At 52.1% G+C, this 15518-nt stretch carries 15 protein-coding genes; 11 read left to right on the forward strand and 4 right to left on the reverse strand.

Annotated elements, in window-relative coordinates; translation table 11 throughout:
- Nucleotides 1-65: 65 nt before the first annotated feature.
- Nucleotides 66-209: a hypothetical protein gene (locus tag J4760_RS12290; RefSeq protein WP_186365513.1), complete on the reverse strand. Its 144-nt coding sequence runs from the start codon at nucleotides 207-209 to the stop codon at nucleotides 66-68.
- Nucleotides 210-795: 586 nt separating this feature from the next.
- A complete protein-coding gene (locus J4760_RS12295; protein ID WP_237605913.1) occupies nucleotides 796-2061 on the reverse strand; it encodes a Zn-dependent hydrolase in 1266 nt (421 codons plus the stop codon).
- Between the two features lie 86 nt (nucleotides 2062-2147).
- Here J4760_RS12295 and pxpB point away from each other — a divergent pair, with 86 nt between their 5' ends.
- The 10 genes from pxpB (at nucleotide 2148) to nagB (ending at nucleotide 11515) form a co-directional block, all read left to right on the forward strand.
- Nucleotides 2148-2867: a 5-oxoprolinase subunit PxpB gene (gene pxpB, locus J4760_RS12300; protein WP_145288598.1), complete on the forward strand. Its 720-nt coding sequence runs from the start codon at nucleotides 2148-2150 to the stop codon at nucleotides 2865-2867.
- Nucleotides 2867-3853, forward strand: coding sequence for a 5-oxoprolinase subunit C family protein (locus J4760_RS12305; protein WP_237605914.1), 987 nt, complete (start codon nucleotides 2867-2869; stop codon nucleotides 3851-3853). The genes pxpB and J4760_RS12305 overlap by 1 nt, the downstream gene beginning before the upstream one ends.
- On the forward strand, nucleotides 3853-4278 hold the full coding sequence (locus J4760_RS12310; RefSeq protein ID WP_237605915.1) for an acetyl-CoA carboxylase biotin carboxyl carrier protein: 426 nt from the start codon (nucleotides 3853-3855) through the stop codon (nucleotides 4276-4278). Before J4760_RS12305 ends, J4760_RS12310 begins: the two co-directional genes overlap by 1 nt.
- Before the next feature lies 1 nt (nucleotide 4279).
- A complete protein-coding gene (accC, locus tag J4760_RS12315; RefSeq protein WP_237605916.1) occupies nucleotides 4280-5638 on the forward strand; it encodes an acetyl-CoA carboxylase biotin carboxylase subunit in 1359 nt (452 codons plus the stop codon).
- 2 nt (nucleotides 5639-5640) lie between these two features.
- Nucleotides 5641-6399: a LamB/YcsF family protein gene (locus tag J4760_RS12320; protein ID WP_237605917.1), complete on the forward strand. Its 759-nt coding sequence runs from the start codon at nucleotides 5641-5643 to the stop codon at nucleotides 6397-6399.
- A 14-nt stretch (nucleotides 6400-6413) separates the two neighbouring features.
- On the forward strand, nucleotides 6414-7625 hold the full coding sequence (locus J4760_RS12325; RefSeq protein ID WP_237605918.1) for an NRAMP family divalent metal transporter: 1212 nt from the start codon (nucleotides 6414-6416) through the stop codon (nucleotides 7623-7625).
- Nucleotides 7626-7637: 12 nt separating this feature from the next.
- The gene (locus J4760_RS12330) at nucleotides 7638-8408 is read left to right on the forward strand and encodes a putative hydro-lyase (RefSeq protein ID WP_237605919.1); all 771 of its coding nucleotides are present in this window, start codon (nucleotides 7638-7640) and stop codon (nucleotides 8406-8408) included.
- 110 nt (nucleotides 8409-8518) lie between these two features.
- Nucleotides 8519-10087, forward strand: a complete 1569-nt coding sequence (locus J4760_RS12335) for a glutathione ABC transporter substrate-binding protein (RefSeq protein WP_145288577.1) — start codon at nucleotides 8519-8521, stop codon at nucleotides 10085-10087.
- Nucleotides 10088-10172: 85 nt separating this feature from the next.
- Nucleotides 10173-10769, forward strand: coding sequence for a pyroglutamyl-peptidase I (locus J4760_RS12340; RefSeq protein ID WP_237605920.1), 597 nt, complete (start codon nucleotides 10173-10175; stop codon nucleotides 10767-10769).
- Nucleotides 10770-10795: 26 nt separating this feature from the next.
- The gene (gene nagB / locus J4760_RS12345) at nucleotides 10796-11515 is read left to right on the forward strand and encodes a glucosamine-6-phosphate deaminase (RefSeq protein WP_237605921.1); all 720 of its coding nucleotides are present in this window, start codon (nucleotides 10796-10798) and stop codon (nucleotides 11513-11515) included.
- 30 nt (nucleotides 11516-11545) lie between these two features.
- Here nagB and J4760_RS12350 read toward each other — a convergent pair whose 3' ends face one another.
- The gene (locus tag J4760_RS12350) at nucleotides 11546-12787 is read right to left on the reverse strand and encodes an ABC transporter permease (RefSeq protein ID WP_145288568.1); all 1242 of its coding nucleotides are present in this window, start codon (nucleotides 12785-12787) and stop codon (nucleotides 11546-11548) included.
- The gene (locus J4760_RS12355) at nucleotides 12784-13680 is read right to left on the reverse strand and encodes an ABC transporter ATP-binding protein (RefSeq protein WP_145288566.1); all 897 of its coding nucleotides are present in this window, start codon (nucleotides 13678-13680) and stop codon (nucleotides 12784-12786) included. Before J4760_RS12355 ends, J4760_RS12350 begins: the two co-directional genes overlap by 4 nt.
- Before the next feature lie 104 nt (nucleotides 13681-13784).
- On the opposite strand from J4760_RS12355, the gene J4760_RS12360 reads away from it, so the two are divergent.
- Nucleotides 13785-15515 (forward strand): ABC transporter ATP-binding protein, encoded by a 1731-nt coding sequence (locus J4760_RS12360; RefSeq protein WP_145288563.1) that lies wholly within the window; start codon nucleotides 13785-13787, stop codon nucleotides 15513-15515.
- Nucleotides 15516-15518 lie beyond the last annotated feature (3 nt).

Raw genomic sequence — 15518 nt, forward strand, 5'->3', positions numbered from 1 at the left:
TTTCATTGTACCATCCAGTTTATTATAGTCTCTTTCGGCTTCTTCCCAGAAGTATACCTCTGCCATCAGTCAAACAAGTCCTTGTCGGGCATGGATTCAAACGGATTAGGTTGGCTTGATGCTTCCAATACTTCTTCTGAAGGCACAAGTTTTCCTGGTCCAGCATCTACTCGTTTTTGAAGTTGGCTATAAAAGAGCTGATCTTCCATTTTTCTTCTCGCAGATGGCCTTGCCGTCATACCCGATTTCTATGGCAAAGCCTATCAGAAAGCAGAATTCGAACGTGTGTGGGAAGTATTCAGAAGAGGCATCAGAGCGTCATGACTACGAGGAACGAAAAAGAAAGAGAGCGGACTGTAGACAAAGTCATAGTAAAATGACATGTCTGCAGTCTTTTTATCGGGATGCATAGGAATCTGCAGATCAGGGGAAGAGGATGTTGGGATCAACAGGCAGCGGGTGCAGGATGGAAAAGTGGATTTCCCGAACGATAAGCGGCTCTTTGTACTTGCTTCATCAAGTTTTTTTGGGGTGTGCCAGTGGGAATGAGATTAACCTCTAACTTGCCATGGTAGCGCCTACGATGGTGAATTAGCCCTCTAACTTGCCATGGAACACCCACGATCGGGGATTCATCAAAATACATAAAAAGAAGACAAACTCCGTGTCAAAACGGGGTTTGTCTTCAATCTGCTCTCTTTCTCATGTATGCTCCAACTTCGTTCTGATGCAAATCAGGAACTCCCGGAAATTGAATCGATGTTCAACTTCCGGGGGTACTGTGCTTTTATTCCCCTACAGGTTCTCAAAGAAATCCTTCAGTACTTTCACAGCCTGCGTAAGGTCTTCGATGTGTGTGAATTCTTCAGGGTTGTGGCTGATGCCCTGGATGCTTCTGACAAACAGCATCGTCACGGGGAACTTTGTGCCGACGGTCATGGCGTCATGGCCTGCACCGCTCGGCAGGTGGATCGGCAGCAGGTCGTGGCGCTTGAATGATGCTTCCATCCTTTCAATGACTTCGGGATCGATCGGGATCGGCGTGACGCGTGTGGTCAGGTCGGTTTCGACGGTGATGCCACTGTCATGGACGATGTCCTGCGCATGATCGGCAACTGCCTGGATCAGTTTCGACTGGTTTTCTTCGTTGATGTCACGTGCATCGACGACGAGCTCGACTTCGCCAGGGATGACGTTGACGCCACCGGGACTGACACTCATCTTGCCGACAGTGGCGACGGCGGTCTGACTGATGCTTTTAGGGATGCCAGGCAGGGTGCTGATAAATTCTGATGCCTTCACAAGCGCGTCCTTCCGCTCGGTCATCGGTGTACTGCCGGCGTGCCCGGCGGCACCGTGGAATGTGATCTTCGTCCGCGTCGCCCCTGCGATGCCACTGACGATACCGACCGGCAGATTCTTCTGTTCCAGCTGCTTGGCCTGCTCGATATGTATTTCGGCATACATCGCAATCTGCTTGCCGGGGCCTTCGGCTGTCAGGAACTGCTGTCTGTCGGAGCCGATATTGCGGATGACTTCATCGAACGTCTGCCCATCCGGGTCACGGTACTTGTCGAGTTCCTCCTCGGTCATCAGACCCATGAACGCACGGCTGCCTGTCAGTCCACTGCTGAAGCGGCTGCCTTCCTCATCGGAGAAGATGACGACTTCAAAGTCATACTTCGGCGTGTAGCCGGCCTCGTGCCACAAGGTGACGATTTCAAGTGCCGTGAGTACACCGGCTGCACCATCAAAGTGCCCGCCGTCCGGTACCGTGTCGATATGGGAACCGGCCATGAATACTTTGGAACTGTCTTCCCCCTGATAGGTGCCGAACACATTGCCCGCGCCGTCTTTTCTGATCTGCATGCCGATCTCCTGCATCCATTCGATCACCTTGTCCTTGGCCTGTGATTCCTCTTTTGAATAGCCCATTCGTTTGGCGCCTTCATTTTCCGTCCGGCCGATTTTGGAGATTTCCAATATGCGTGCATGGAGTCTCTCGCTTGTCGGATCCTCCAGTTTTTCTGCTGCCATCTTGTCTGTAAATAATCTCATCATTCATTCTCCCTTCTTATCTTCTCTTTGATAATAAACCATGAAGGTTTATAATAAAAGTTAGAATATTCAGTAGAGGGGTGGAAGGAATGGAGATCAGACAATTTGCCGAGAACGCACTGACGATCTATCTGGGTGACGAGATCGACGAAAGGATCAACCGGCAGCTCGTGGCACTGCGGCATCGGATCGACGAAATGGAAATTGAAGGCATCGGGGAGGTTGTCCTCTCCTATACGAGCCTCATCATCTATTTTGATATTTTCAAAACGGATGTGGATGCCTTGAAGGCGGCAGTCGATCAGATTGACGAGACGGCGCTGCTGGAAGCGGAAGTATCATATCGTGTGATTGAGATTCCGGTGTGCTACGGCGGTGAATACGGACCCGATATCGACAGTTTTGAAGAGAATGGATTGTCGGCTGATGAAGTGGTCGAGCTGCATGCCAATAAGGAATATCTTGTCTATATGCTCGGTTTCATGCCGGGGTTCCCATATCTCGGCGGGCTCGACGAGCGGCTTCATAAGGCGCGTCTCGAAACACCGCGGGTACGCATTCCGCCAGGCTCCGTCGGCATCGGCGGCAAGCAGACCGGCATGTATCCATTCGAATCTCCCGGCGGCTGGCATCTGCTCGGGCGGACGCCTGTGCCTCTATTCGATGAAAACCGGGAAGAGACCATCCTCTACGAGGCAGGGGACCGCATCATCTATCGTCCGATCGATGCCTCCGAATACAAGGAGATCGCGTCCCGGATCGAAGCTGGAGACTATGAAATCCAGTTCGAAGTGAAAGGAGGATCATGATGACGTTGAAAGTGACACGCCCCGGACTCTATACGACCGTCCAGGATCTTGGACGCTTCGGCCACCAGTCGGAAGGCTTTTCACCAGCCGGCGCAATGGACTACCGGGCGCTCATGCTCGCCAACCAGCTGCTTGGTAATGAAGAAAATGCACCGGGAATCGAGATGACATTCAAAGGTGCCACATTCGAAGTGGTGAAGGATACGGTGGTTGCCACTGCAGGTGCGGATATGAAAATGAAGATAGACGATGATCACCATCCTGCTGGTGTACCGGTCCATGTGGCAAAGGGCAGTACCATCGAGTTTGGAGCGGCTGAAAATGGATCAAGGACCTATCTGGTGGTCCCGGGCGGATTCAAGGTGGAAACGGTGCTCGGCAGTGCTTCGACCCATGTCCGCAGCGGCATCGGCGGCTATAAAGGCCGGCCGTTCCAGGTGGGGGACGTACTGCATGCCGGCGCAGCCGGTAGCGCAACACCATACAGAATAAAGGATTTTGACGATGGTGACGGAATGGTGCGGGTCATACCGGGCCAGCAGTTCGACCGTTTTGATGACGATATGAAGCAGCAGTTCTTCAGCGCATCGTATGCCCTGACGAAGGACTGTGACCGGATGGGCTTCCGGCTCGATGGACCGGAACTTGTGGCCACTCCCGGCCATGATGTGCTGTCGGAACCGACACAGCTCGGCAGCATCCAGGTGCCGAAAGGCGGTCGGCCGATTGTACTGCTCAATGACAGGCAGACCGCCGGCGGCTATGCACGCATCGGTACAGTGGCCCGTGTTGATATCCCGAAATTTGTGCAGAAGCAGCCGGGCGATATGGTGAAGTTCATCGAGATCACCGTCGAAGAAGCAAGCACGCTCCATCGGGATGAGATGGAGCGGATCAGAAGTGGTGGATATCTGGAAATCAACAATGCTTTCCGGTCTCACGGGCGACCTGTGGCCAGGAAAGTCGCAAGAATAATGAAGAGGTGATGGCGTTGGATATTGAAGAAGTAAGAGCATATGCAAAACTGTTGAATGAAGAGAATCTTAAAGTACTGACCATCAAGGATGGGGATTTCAAGATCCATCTCGAGGCGCATGCTGAGGAATCGGCTGTTTCAGGCACACCTTCTGCACCGAAGCAGAGTGCCGATGAAACGGATGCTACCTATACCGTCAACGCAAAGCAAGTGGGTACATTCTTTATTGAGAAGGAGGAGAACAGTGATGAAACGTTCGTCTCCGTTGGAGATTCAGTCAGTAAGGGAGACACGCTTGGTGTCATCGAGGCGATGAAGGTCTTCAATGAAGTGAAGGCGGATGTTTCCGGTACGGTGGAAGAAATTCTCGTCGGCAATGGGGAGAGCGTCGAGTATGATCAGCCGCTCTTCTCCATCAGCAAAAAGGAGGACTAGCGTGAAAAAGGTATTGATCGCAAATCGTGGCGAAATCGCCGTCAGAATCATCCGGACGCTGAAAGAGATGGGTCTGCACAGTGTAGCGGTCTATTCCACAGCGGATCAGGACAGCCTTCACGTGGCACTGGCGGATGAATCCATATGCATCGGCCCGGCCAAAAGCATTGATAGCTACCTCGATATCGAAGCGATCGCCGCCGCCATCGAAGTGAGCGGTGCGGATGCGGTCCATCCGGGCTACGGCTTCCTGTCCGAATCGGAAACTTTTGCGAGACGCATGGAAGAGATCGGTGTCACATTCATCGGACCAACAGCAGATACGATCTCCCGCATGGGGGACAAGGCGATGGCGCGCCAGACGATGAAAGAGGCGGGTGTACCCGTCATCCCGGGCAGTGACGGGGTCATCGACAGCTTCGAGGAAGTGGAAAGCGTGGCTGAAGATGTCGGCTATCCGCTCGTCATCAAGGCCGTATCCGGCGGTGGCGGCAAGGGCATGCGTTTCGTCCATGAAGCTTCCGAGCTCGAAAAGCAGTTCAAGGATGCCAGAAAGGAAGCAAAGAATGCGTTCGGGGATGACCGCATCTATATTGAGAAGTTCATCGAGCGTGCACGCCATATCGAAGTGCAGGTCGTCGGTGACGGCAATGGGTCCGCCATCCATCTGTACGAGCGGGACTGCTCGATCCAGCGCAACAACCAGAAGCTGATCGAGGAGGCGCCGGCTGCCATCCTTGATGACGCATCAAGGAAAGAGATTACTGAACGTACGGCAGAAGCGGTGGCAAAGCTCGGCTACAGAGGTGCCGGCACGGTCGAATATTTATATGTGGAATCGGAAGATGCCTTTTATTTCATCGAAATGAACACACGCATCCAAGTGGAGCATACGATTTCGGAAGAGATTACAGGCATCGACATCGTCAGACTGCAGCTTGAAGTGGCTGGAGAGGGGGCATTGACGCTGACCCAGGATGAAGTTTCCATCAATGGATTTGCGATTGAGTGCCGGATCAATGCGGAAAATCCGGCAGACAATTTCATGCCGGCCCCAGGCCCCATCGACACACTGCATTTCGGCATGGGACAGGGTGTCCGGATCGATTCCCATATCTATCCGAGCTACGCCGTGCCGCCGCATTATGACTCCATGATCGCCAAAATCATTGTCCACGGGGTATCAAGGAAAGCGGCAATCAGAAAGATGATGCACGTGCTTGATGAGACTGTCATCGGTCCTGTCGAGACGAATCTCGATTTCCAATCCTATCTGATGAACCACCCGAACTACCAGGACAACAATGTGGATATCAAATTTCTTCAGAACAATCATATCATCGACCAGAAAGGGGAATGACCATGTACACAGTAGATCTGAATGCAGACCTTGGGGAGAGCTACGGCAACTATTCGATTGGCAATGATCGGGAGATCATCCCGCTGATCTCTTCGGCAAATGTCGCCTGCGGCTTCCATGCCAGCGACCCGTCGGTCATGCTTGAAACTGTAGAACTGATCAAAAATAGCGACACAACCGGCATTGGTGCCCATCCTGGATTTCCGGATCTGATGGGATTCGGCAGACGGTATATGGACATGACGATGCCTGAGGTGCACGCAATGATGCTGTATCAGCTCGGTGCACTCGATGGCTTCTGCCGTGTCGCAGGGGTCACGATGAATCATGTCAAACCGCACGGTGCCCTGTACAATGCCACCTTCAACGATATGGAGCTGGCTGAAACCATCGCCCAGGCGGTGAAGGATTATAATCCCGAGCTAAAGCTGATGGGACTGTCGAACCAGAACCTGGTGAAGGCGGGCGAGTCTGCAGGTCTTGCAGTCCGTCATGAAGTATTCGCCGACCGGGCGTATGAGGATGACGGCACACTCGTCAGCCGCAGAAAAGACGGTGCCATGATCACGGATACTGATGAAGCCGTCAGACGTGTCGTGCGCATGGTCAAGGAAGGCAAAGTGGAAAGTTTGAACGGCACGGATATCGACATCCAGGCCGACAGCATCTGCGTCCATGGAGACGGTGCGAAAGCGCTCGAATTCGTCAAGGAGATCAGAAAGCGGCTCGGAGATGAAGGCATCACCATTCAAACAATGTAGGGAGGCGTTCGGTTATGGAGAATAGACCTAAAATGACTGCGATGCAGCGTCGTCTGCTTTTCGGTGCAATATTCCTGATGGCGACATCATCCATCGGACCGGCATTCCTGACACAGACGAGTGTGTTTACCGAACAGTTTCTGGCCAGTTTCGCATTCGCCATTCTGGCATCGATCATCATTGACATCGGTGCCCAGCTCAATATATGGCGGGTGCTGAGTGTTTCCGGGAAGCGGGGCCAGGACGTGGCCAATGCCGTATTCCCGGGCCTTGGCTATCTGATTGCATTCCTGATTGTGCTCGGCGGATTCGCATTCAACATTGGCAATGTCGCCGGTGCCGGCCTCGGATTCAATGCCATCTTCGGCTGGGATCCACGTATCGGTGCCGCTCTTGCCGGCGTCATCGCCATCATTGTATTTCTGCTGAAGAACGGGCGCGCGGTCATGGATGTCATCATCCAGATTCTTGGTGTGCTGATGATCGCCATTACAGCTTTCGTCATGATCCGCTCCAACCCACCATATGGCGAAGCGGCCTATAGAGCCATCATTCCGGAAGAGCCGATGACGCTCTTCCTGCCGATCGTCACTCTGGTCGGCGGGACGGTCGGCGGCTACATTACATTCGCCGGCGCCCACCGTCTGATCGAAGCGGGCATTACGGGCAGGGAAAATCTCGGTTTTGTCAGCAGGGCGGCGAACTACGGCATCCTGACCACCGGCGTCATGCGTGTACTTTTGTTCCTGGCAGTTCTCGGTGTCGTCTCCGGCGGTGTCGCGCTGGATCCGTCAAATCCGCCGGCGTCCGTCTTCCAGATTGCGCTCGGTGACATCGGCATGCAGATATTCGGTGTGGTCCTTGTGGCAGCGGCGCTGTCCTCTGTCATCGGGTCCGCCTATACGAGCGCATCCTTCCTGAGGTCTCTTCATAGGGTGTTCGATGACTACAACAATATCGTCATCATAACGTTCATCGTCATTTCGACACTGATCTTTACATTCATCGGCCGTCCGGTCGCACTGCTGATTCTCGCCGGTGCCTTCAATGGCCTCATCCTGCCGCTGACGCTTGGTGCAGTACTCCTCGCTTCAAGGAACAGGAAGATTGTAGGTGACTATCGCCACCCGACCTGGATGATCATATTCGGTATTGTCGCCGTCATTGTCACGATTGTCGCTGGCGTCATTTCGCTCCAGGGTCTTCAGGACCTCTGGGCAGGATAAGGAGGCATACCCATGGAAGCAAAACAGTTGAGGCAGGAAATCAGAAGCGGCGCATTCAACCGGACGACCTCCGGTGCAGCTGGTAATAATGTCCAGGCCAACATCGTCATTCTGCCGAAAGCATACGCATTCGATTTTCTGCTCTATGCAATGAGAAATAAAAAAGCCGTCCCTGTCATCGAAGTGATGGAGGACGGTATGACCGAAAGCATGCATGCAGCGGGCTCCGATATCCGGACTGATATTCCGAAGTACAATATCTACAGGGATGGCGTGCTGTCCGAGACAGTGACGGATGCTACCGGCTACTGGCGGCCTGACTTCGTCACTTTCCTGATCGGCTGCAGCTTCACTTTCGAACAGGCCATACTTGAAGCGGGGGTTGAAGTGAAGCACATTGCACAGGGCAGGAATGTCGCCATGTACAAAACGGATATTGCGACTGCACCGGCGGGTGTCTTCTCCGGTGAGCTGGTCGTATCGATGCGCCCTTTCAAAAAGGAGCTGGTGGAGATGGTGTCCGATATTACAGCCAGGTTCCCGAACATGCACGGGCGGCCAGTGCACTACGGCGATCCAGGAGCCATAGGGATCCCGGATATCATGAAGCCTGATTACGGCGAAGCGGTGGACATCGAAGACGACGAAGTGCCCGTATTCTGGGCATGCGGGGTCACGCCGCAGAATGCCGCCCTCAATGCCAGGCCTGAAATCATGATCACTCATGCGCCGGGTCATATGTTCGTGACCGACATGCACAACGAAGATTTCAAGGAGACATAGAGTATCATACCCAGCGGAATTGTGGTCCCGGCCATGATTCCGCTAAATTTGCACTTTATTTCCTACCAGTTTTATATGTATAATAAGTAAAAAGAAGAGAGGGTGGAGAAATGAAAAAAGTATACTTATTTCTATTGATCTGCATTCTGGCACTTGCCGGATGCACAGATGACAGCAATGTCGATGAACAGGCGGCTGAATCGGGAGATCCGAGCATGGGCGGGGAGGATATCGGCTTCAGCCTGCAGGCACTGCCGAGCTCGCTTGACCCGCATGCAGCGAACGACGGGTATTCGCTCTATGTCATGATCAACATCTATGAGACGCTGGTCCGGATGAACCAGGATCTGGAGCTCGAACCGGGTCTGGCGGAATCCTATGAGCAGGTGGATGATACAACGTGGGAATTCAAACTGCGTGAAGATGTAACGTTCCATGATGGCAGTCCATTCAACGCCGAAGTGGTCAAAGCCAATCTGGACCGTGTACGTGATCCTGAAGTCGGGTCACCACTCGAGTTCCTGTTCACTGAAATCGAGGAAGTCGAAGTTGTCGATGACTATACTGTAAATATCCATACCGCAAGACCATTTGCCGCACTGCCGGCACACCTGGCACATCCGGGTGGCAGCATGATCAGCAAGGAAGTCATCGACCAGGACTATGAAAACATGGAGAATGGCGGACAGCCGCTGACTGAGGTCAATGCCAATCCTGTCGGTACCGGATTCTTCGAGTTCGAGGAGATTGCGGAAGGTGACCATATCACACTGATACGCAACGAAGACTACTGGGGCGAACCGGCGAGTCCCGCTTCAGTGACATTCAAGGCGGTGCCTGAAGATGGTACGAGAATTGCAGAGCTTTCGACAGGAGATGCCGATCTCATCTATCCGGTGAATCCGAGTGATGTCGAGCGTATCGACAGCACGGATGGTGCCCGAGCCGAACAGCATGAAAGTGCAAGCATGTCCTATCTTGGGTTCAACCTTGAGAAGGAACCATTCGATGATCCGAACGTCAGACGTGCCATCGCCATGGCGATCGACAAGGAGGCCATCATCAACGAGATGCTCGAAGGCATCCCAGCTGTTGCCGAAACACCACTCAACCCGACAGTGAAAGGCTACAGCGAAGACCTTGAGCCGATAGACCATGATATGGAAGCGGCGCGTAGCCTGCTGGAGGAGAGCGGCTATGCCGACGGATTCACAGCAGAAATCATCGTCCGTGACCGGACGACTTCGGATATTGCGACCTACATCCAGCAGGCACTGCAGGAGTTGAACATCACGCTTGAAATCAGGCAGATGGAGTCCGGTGCGTATCAGGAATATACGGCCAACGGCCAGCATGACATGTTCATGGGCAGCTGGGGGACGGTGACACTGGATGCGGACTACGGTCTCTATCCGATGTTCCACTCCGACAACCATGGTGCACCAGGAAACAGAACATTCTATTCAAATGAAGAAGTGGATACACTTCTCGACGAGGCAAGAACGGAAACAGATGAAGCCGCGCGCATGCAGATGTATGAAGATGCGCAGCAGATCATCATCGACGAGGCGCCGCTTGTGCCGATCTACCATTCGGTACTCCTTGCCGGCATCAATGATGAGCTTGAGGGCTACTTCCAGTATCCGAGCAGCTTCCCGTATTTGAAAGACCTTCAATAGACACGAGCTTCCATCGTAAAGATGGGAGCTTTTATCATATTCTGGTATAGTGGAATGGATATGAGGTACACGAAAGGATGAGAGCATGAAGACATTGCTTCTGACGGGATTTGAACCGTTTCTGCAGTTCAATGAGAACCCGACCGGCACAGTCGTGAAAAAGTTTGATGGAGATGTCATCGGAGACTACAAAATAGTGGGGCGGATCTACCCGGTTGTATTCGATCAGATCAACGGCCTGATTGCCGACGATATCGAGGAGGTAAAGCCCGATGCCGTAGTCAATCTGGGTCTTGCAGGTGGCAGGCATACGGTGCATATCGAACGCATCGCCATCAACTGCATCGACGGCCGGACGGACAATGCGGGATTCAACCCGGATGGTGAAAAGATCGACGAAGCGGGACCGGATGGTCTGTTTTCCACTTTGCCGATCAAGCGTCTCGAGAAGGCGTTGAAGACAAATAACGTGCCTGCTGACATTTCGAACACTGCCGGAACATACCTGTGCAACAATCTGATGTACACCACCCTCAACATATTGAGGCAGAAAGACATCGATATCCCGGCCGGTTTCATCCATGTACCTGCCCATCACGAAATCGGGGCGGAAATTGGTGTGCCAAGCTGGTCGCAGGATGACATCAACAAGGCAGTCGGCATCATTTTGGGTAATATATAGTATCTTGAATTCATAGGAGGATGATCATGGAACTCAGGCGTGTAGAGGATTATGATGCAATGAGCTTGCTGGCGGCACGTATCGTGTTTGATAGAATCGTCAACTCCGAGCGCCTTGTGCTCGGACTCGCAACAGGATCAACACCGGAGGCGATGTACGATCATCTCGCGGAGATGCTGAATCGGGATAAAGTCGACCTCTCCCATGTGTATACCGTCAATCTGGACGAATATGTCGGTCTGTCAGAGGGTCATCCACAAAGCTACCATCATTATATGGAAACCATGTTTTTCAGCAAGGTCGATATTCCGGCCGACCATACTTTTCTGCCCGATGGCAAAGCTCCGGACCTCGAAGTGGAAGTCGAACGCTATGAACTGCTGATCGAGGAGCTTGGCGGTGTCGACCTGCAGATTCTCGGCATCGGCAGAAACGGCCATATCGGCTTCAATGAACCCGGTACCTCCTTCGACTCCAGAACCCATGTCGTCAATCTGGCAGAAAGTACGGTGAACGACAATGCCAGATTTTTCGATACGGTCGACGAAGTGCCGAGACAGGCCCTTACAATGGGACTCCACACCATCATGAACGCAAAATCCATACTCCTGCTTGTCTCAGGAGACGAAAAGGAAGAAGCACTCGAATGCATGATCGACTGCGAAGTGTCGGAGGAACTGCCGGCAACCATACTGCAGACACATCCCGATGTGACGATCATTGCAGATGATGAGGCATTGGAATAGAAAAAGTGCAGCCGGCCGGCTGCACTTTTCTTATTCTTTTCTGACACGTTTCAAGTTTTTGAATATGCCATTGCTTGTCGACAGTACGCTGTTTCTATAGACGCTTGCGGCAAGCCATATAGCCAGCGCAATCGACACGAGAAGTATGGCGACGCCGATCAGCAGGGGCATCTGCCCTGTCTCTTCATTCATCGCCCGAAGGGGCATGACGAATGGAGTGAAGAGCGGAAAGTAGCTTGATATTCTGACAAGCAGGTTATCGGCACTGCCCCATAGATTGAAGATGGCAATATAGAACCCGATCAGCGAGAACATGGTGACGGGCAGCAGTGCCTGCTGCAGGTCTTCCATTCTGCTGATGAACGAACCGAGCATTGCAGAGATGGACAAGTAGAGTATAAGCCCCAGGATCAGATAGATGAAGGAATAGACAATCATCGTGGCTGTCTGGTCATTTGCTTCGAGCCCGAATTCCGAAATGAGGTCGCTGAAATCGAACAGCTGAATCGCAGCGAATATGGCAATCAGGAATATGGCGAGCTGTGTCAGACTGACGGAGATCATGGCTGTGATCTTGGCGAGCAGATGGGTCACTGGCGGTACGCTGGAGACGATCATTTCGATGACTCTTGATGTCTTCTCCATGGCGACTTCTGTTCCAATCTGGCTGGCGTAGTTGATGATGATGAAGAACATGACGATGACGGTCACATAGAAGACGACCATGTTGAGTATATTTATATCCGGCATCCCATCGCCTTCAGAAGCAGTGGCTTCCTCTTCTTCCGGATCTCCAGCAGCTGAAGCGATATCGTATGTAATATCAGGGGTGGCGTTCAGTCTTTGTGCTTCTTCCGGAGACAGGTTCAATGACTGTATGGTCGCACTACGCTGCACTTCACCAAGTGCCATTTCGATATCACTCATCTGATCGCCAGGTATTTCCTGGTCGGCTTCGATTGTAAAGGTCATCGGTTCTGTTTCTTCGATGGTCAGCAGTGCTTCGCCTTCACCCAGCTCCCCATCATTCTCCGAGACTGAGATGTCGGTTTCAAGGGCATTGAAGACTGTTTCGAACTGGGCCGCTACGGCTTCATTGCCTTCAACTTTAATCGTTGTCAGTTCTTCCGATGAATCGAAGATGCCGATGATCTTATCGAAGTTGGCTCCGATGAATATGAGCAGTACAATGATGAGGGTACTGATCATGAACGATTTGGCACGGACTTTGGACAGGTATGTCTGTGAAAAAGTAGCGAGAAATTTACTCATAGCTCATGTCCCACCTTCGAAATGAAAATATCGTTTATGGACGGTTCATTGACCTGGAACCGCTTGAAGTAGCCGAGTTTGATGATTTCGTTGTAGATCGGCTCAGCGTACGATTCATTTTCAATTTTAAGTATGCTTTTCTTTCTGATCTGCTTCATATCAATTACACCTGGCATATCGCGCAGGAATTCGACATCATGATCGCCTTCGATGATGATCTCCTTCTGGCCGAAGTCGCTCTTGATCTCATCGATGTTTCCGCTGATCACCTGCTTGCCCTTGTTCAGGATGCAGAGTGATTCGCACAGCTCCTCCACATGTTCCATGCGGTGGGTACTGAAGATGATGGTTGCGCCCTGGCGGTTCAGGTCCTTGACGGCGGTTTTCAGAATTTCGACGTTGACCGGGTCCAGCCCGCTGAACGGTTCATCAAGTATGATCAGTTTCGGATCATGGATGATGGATGCAATCAACTGGATTTTCTGCTGATTTCCCTTTGATAGTTTTTCTATCCGTTTGCTGCGGTTCTCGGGTACACCGAAGCGTTCGAGCCATTCATCGAGTTTCGTATCGACTTCCTTTTTCGACATGCCCTTCAGCTGGCCGAGATAGCGGATCTGCTCTTCGACTTTCAGTTTCGGATGCAGACCACGCTCCTCGGGCAGGTAGCCGATGTCGTTCGTCACACTATAGTCGATCTTATTGCCGTTATAGGTGATTGTACCTTCAGACGGCTGAAGCAGTCCAAGAATCATGCGGAATGTCGTTGTCTTGCCGGCGCCGTTGCCGCCGAGAAAACCGTACATGCTGCCTGCGGGCACAGTCAGATCGATGTGGTCCACTGCCGTCTGCCCGTTGAAGCTTTTGGATAGATTTCTTATTTCCAGTGTCATGTTTATCCTCCTTTATCAATCTAAAGATATTTTACCATAGAGCAATGAAGGGGAATAATATATACTGGACGAAATAGCACGATAAATGAATGGATGGTATGGATATGGATAACAAGACCAGCCTGAAAGATTTTCTAGAACTGATCAGGCAGACAAGACTGAACAAGGGATTGTTCGCGGCAGGAATATTCCTGACACTGATCGGCACAATCGGTTCTCTTATTGTGCCGCTTCTGACACAGAGTTTCATAGATGGCTATGATACCGAACTGTTCTCGACCGGACTGATTGCGCTGATCATTGCAGTTTTCGTACTGAGTGCCGCTCTCGACGGAGTGGCCTATTATATTCTGGCACGGATTGGACAGACCATCATCCTAAGGCTCAGGGAGCGGGTATGGGACAAGTTTCTGAAGCTGCCGATCCGCTATTTTGATCAGACGAAAAGCGGCGAGTCTGTCAGCCGGGTCGTCAATGATACGGCCATCATCAAGGATCTGATCACGAGCCACTTCCCGCAGCTGATCAGCGGTATCATCTCGGTCATCGGGGCGGTAATCATACTGTTCATCCTTGACTGGCGGATGTCACTGATCATGTTCATCGCAGTACCGGTGTCGCTTGTCATCATCATGCCGCTTGGCAGGAAGATGAGTCGGATTTCCCGTGCGCTGCAGGACGAGACGGCTGCATTCACAGGTGTCATACAGGAGACGCTCAGTGAAATGCGTCTTGTCAAATCGTTCAATGGAGAAGCGTACGAACGAAAAAGAGGGCGCACCGGCATCAGATCTCTCTACGGCTATGGTATGAAGGAGGCGACAATCAACGCCTTCCTGTCACCGATCATGGGTACGGTCATGATGTTCGTCATCATATTGATCATCGGCTACGGCGGGCTCAGAGTTTCTGAAGGGACGCTCAGCATGGGCACCATGGTGGCGTTCCTGCTCTACCTGTTCCAGATTATCATGCCGATGACGATGTTCGCCATGTTCTTCACCGAGTACAACAAGGCGCTCGGGGCGACGGAACGGATCATCGGGATACTCGGCAAGGAGGAGGAGGGTGCTCAAGATAATACACTCGAAACCTCACTCGATTTCAAAATACTCGCGTTCGACAACGTCTCATTCGGCTATGATCCGGACAAGGAGATTCTCCACCAGATCAGCCTGACAGCAAACAGCAATCAGAAGGTTGCATTTGTCGGCCCGAGCGGCAGCGGCAAATCAACGATCTTTGCACTGATCGAAAGGTATTATGATGTGGACGCCGGCAGCATAACTGTGGATGGCACGGATATAAGGGACATTCCATTGAATACGCTACGGCGCCAGATCGGCTATGTGGCACAGGAAAGTGCCATCATTTCGGGTACAATCCGCGATAATATCACCTATGGGCTGGAAAGCCATGAATATACAGAGGCGGATGTCGAGCTCGCCGTCAGGCGCTCCTACTCCCACGAGTTCATCGAGATGCTTGACCAGGGCCTGGATACGGAAGTCGGGGAACGGGGCATCAAGCTGTCCGGCGGCCAGCGCCAGCGCATCGGCATCGCCCGGGCATTTCTGAAAGATCCTAAGCTGCTCATGCTGGATGAAGCAACCGCAAGCCTCGACTCGCGGTCGGAAAAGTTCGTCCAGGAGGCACTTGATGATCTGATGCAGGGTCGGACGGTGCTTGTCATTGCACACAGACTGTCCACCATCATCAATTCGGATCGCATCTTCTTTCTCGATAATGGCTACATCACAGGAGAAGGAACACATCGGGAACTGATCGAGAACCACACGATGTACCGCATTTTTACAGAACAACAATTTGGATAAAGT

This window comes from Salinicoccus sp. ID82-1 (genome assembly GCF_021991715.1).
Classification (GTDB): Bacteria; Bacillota; Bacilli; order Staphylococcales; family Salinicoccaceae; genus Salinicoccus; species Salinicoccus cyprini.

Coding starts and splice junctions, on each gene's coding strand:
- J4760_RS12290 (WP_186365513.1), bottom strand. CDS start 209: ATGGAAGATCAGCTCTTTTATAGCCAACTTCAAAAACGAGTAGATGCT.
- J4760_RS12295 (WP_237605913.1), bottom strand. CDS start 2,061: ATGATGAGATTATTTACAGACAAGATGGCAGCAGAAAAACTGGAGGAT.
- pxpB (WP_145288598.1), top strand. CDS start 2,148: ATGGAGATCAGACAATTTGCCGAGAACGCACTGACGATCTATCTGGGT.
- J4760_RS12305 (WP_237605914.1), top strand. CDS start 2,867: ATGACGTTGAAAGTGACACGCCCCGGACTCTATACGACCGTCCAGGAT.
- J4760_RS12310 (WP_237605915.1), top strand. CDS start 3,853: ATGGCGTTGGATATTGAAGAAGTAAGAGCATATGCAAAACTGTTGAAT.
- J4760_RS12320 (WP_237605917.1), top strand. CDS start 5,641: ATGTACACAGTAGATCTGAATGCAGACCTTGGGGAGAGCTACGGCAAC.
- J4760_RS12325 (WP_237605918.1), top strand. CDS start 6,414: ATGGAGAATAGACCTAAAATGACTGCGATGCAGCGTCGTCTGCTTTTC.
- J4760_RS12330 (WP_237605919.1), top strand. CDS start 7,638: ATGGAAGCAAAACAGTTGAGGCAGGAAATCAGAAGCGGCGCATTCAAC.
- J4760_RS12335 (WP_145288577.1), top strand. CDS start 8,519: ATGAAAAAAGTATACTTATTTCTATTGATCTGCATTCTGGCACTTGCC.
- J4760_RS12340 (WP_237605920.1), top strand. CDS start 10,173: ATGAAGACATTGCTTCTGACGGGATTTGAACCGTTTCTGCAGTTCAAT.
- nagB (WP_237605921.1), top strand. CDS start 10,796: ATGGAACTCAGGCGTGTAGAGGATTATGATGCAATGAGCTTGCTGGCG.
- J4760_RS12350 (WP_145288568.1), bottom strand. CDS start 12,787: ATGAGTAAATTTCTCGCTACTTTTTCACAGACATACCTGTCCAAAGTC.
- J4760_RS12355 (WP_145288566.1), bottom strand. CDS start 13,680: ATGACACTGGAAATAAGAAATCTATCCAAAAGCTTCAACGGGCAGACG.
- J4760_RS12360 (WP_145288563.1), top strand. CDS start 13,785: ATGGATAACAAGACCAGCCTGAAAGATTTTCTAGAACTGATCAGGCAG.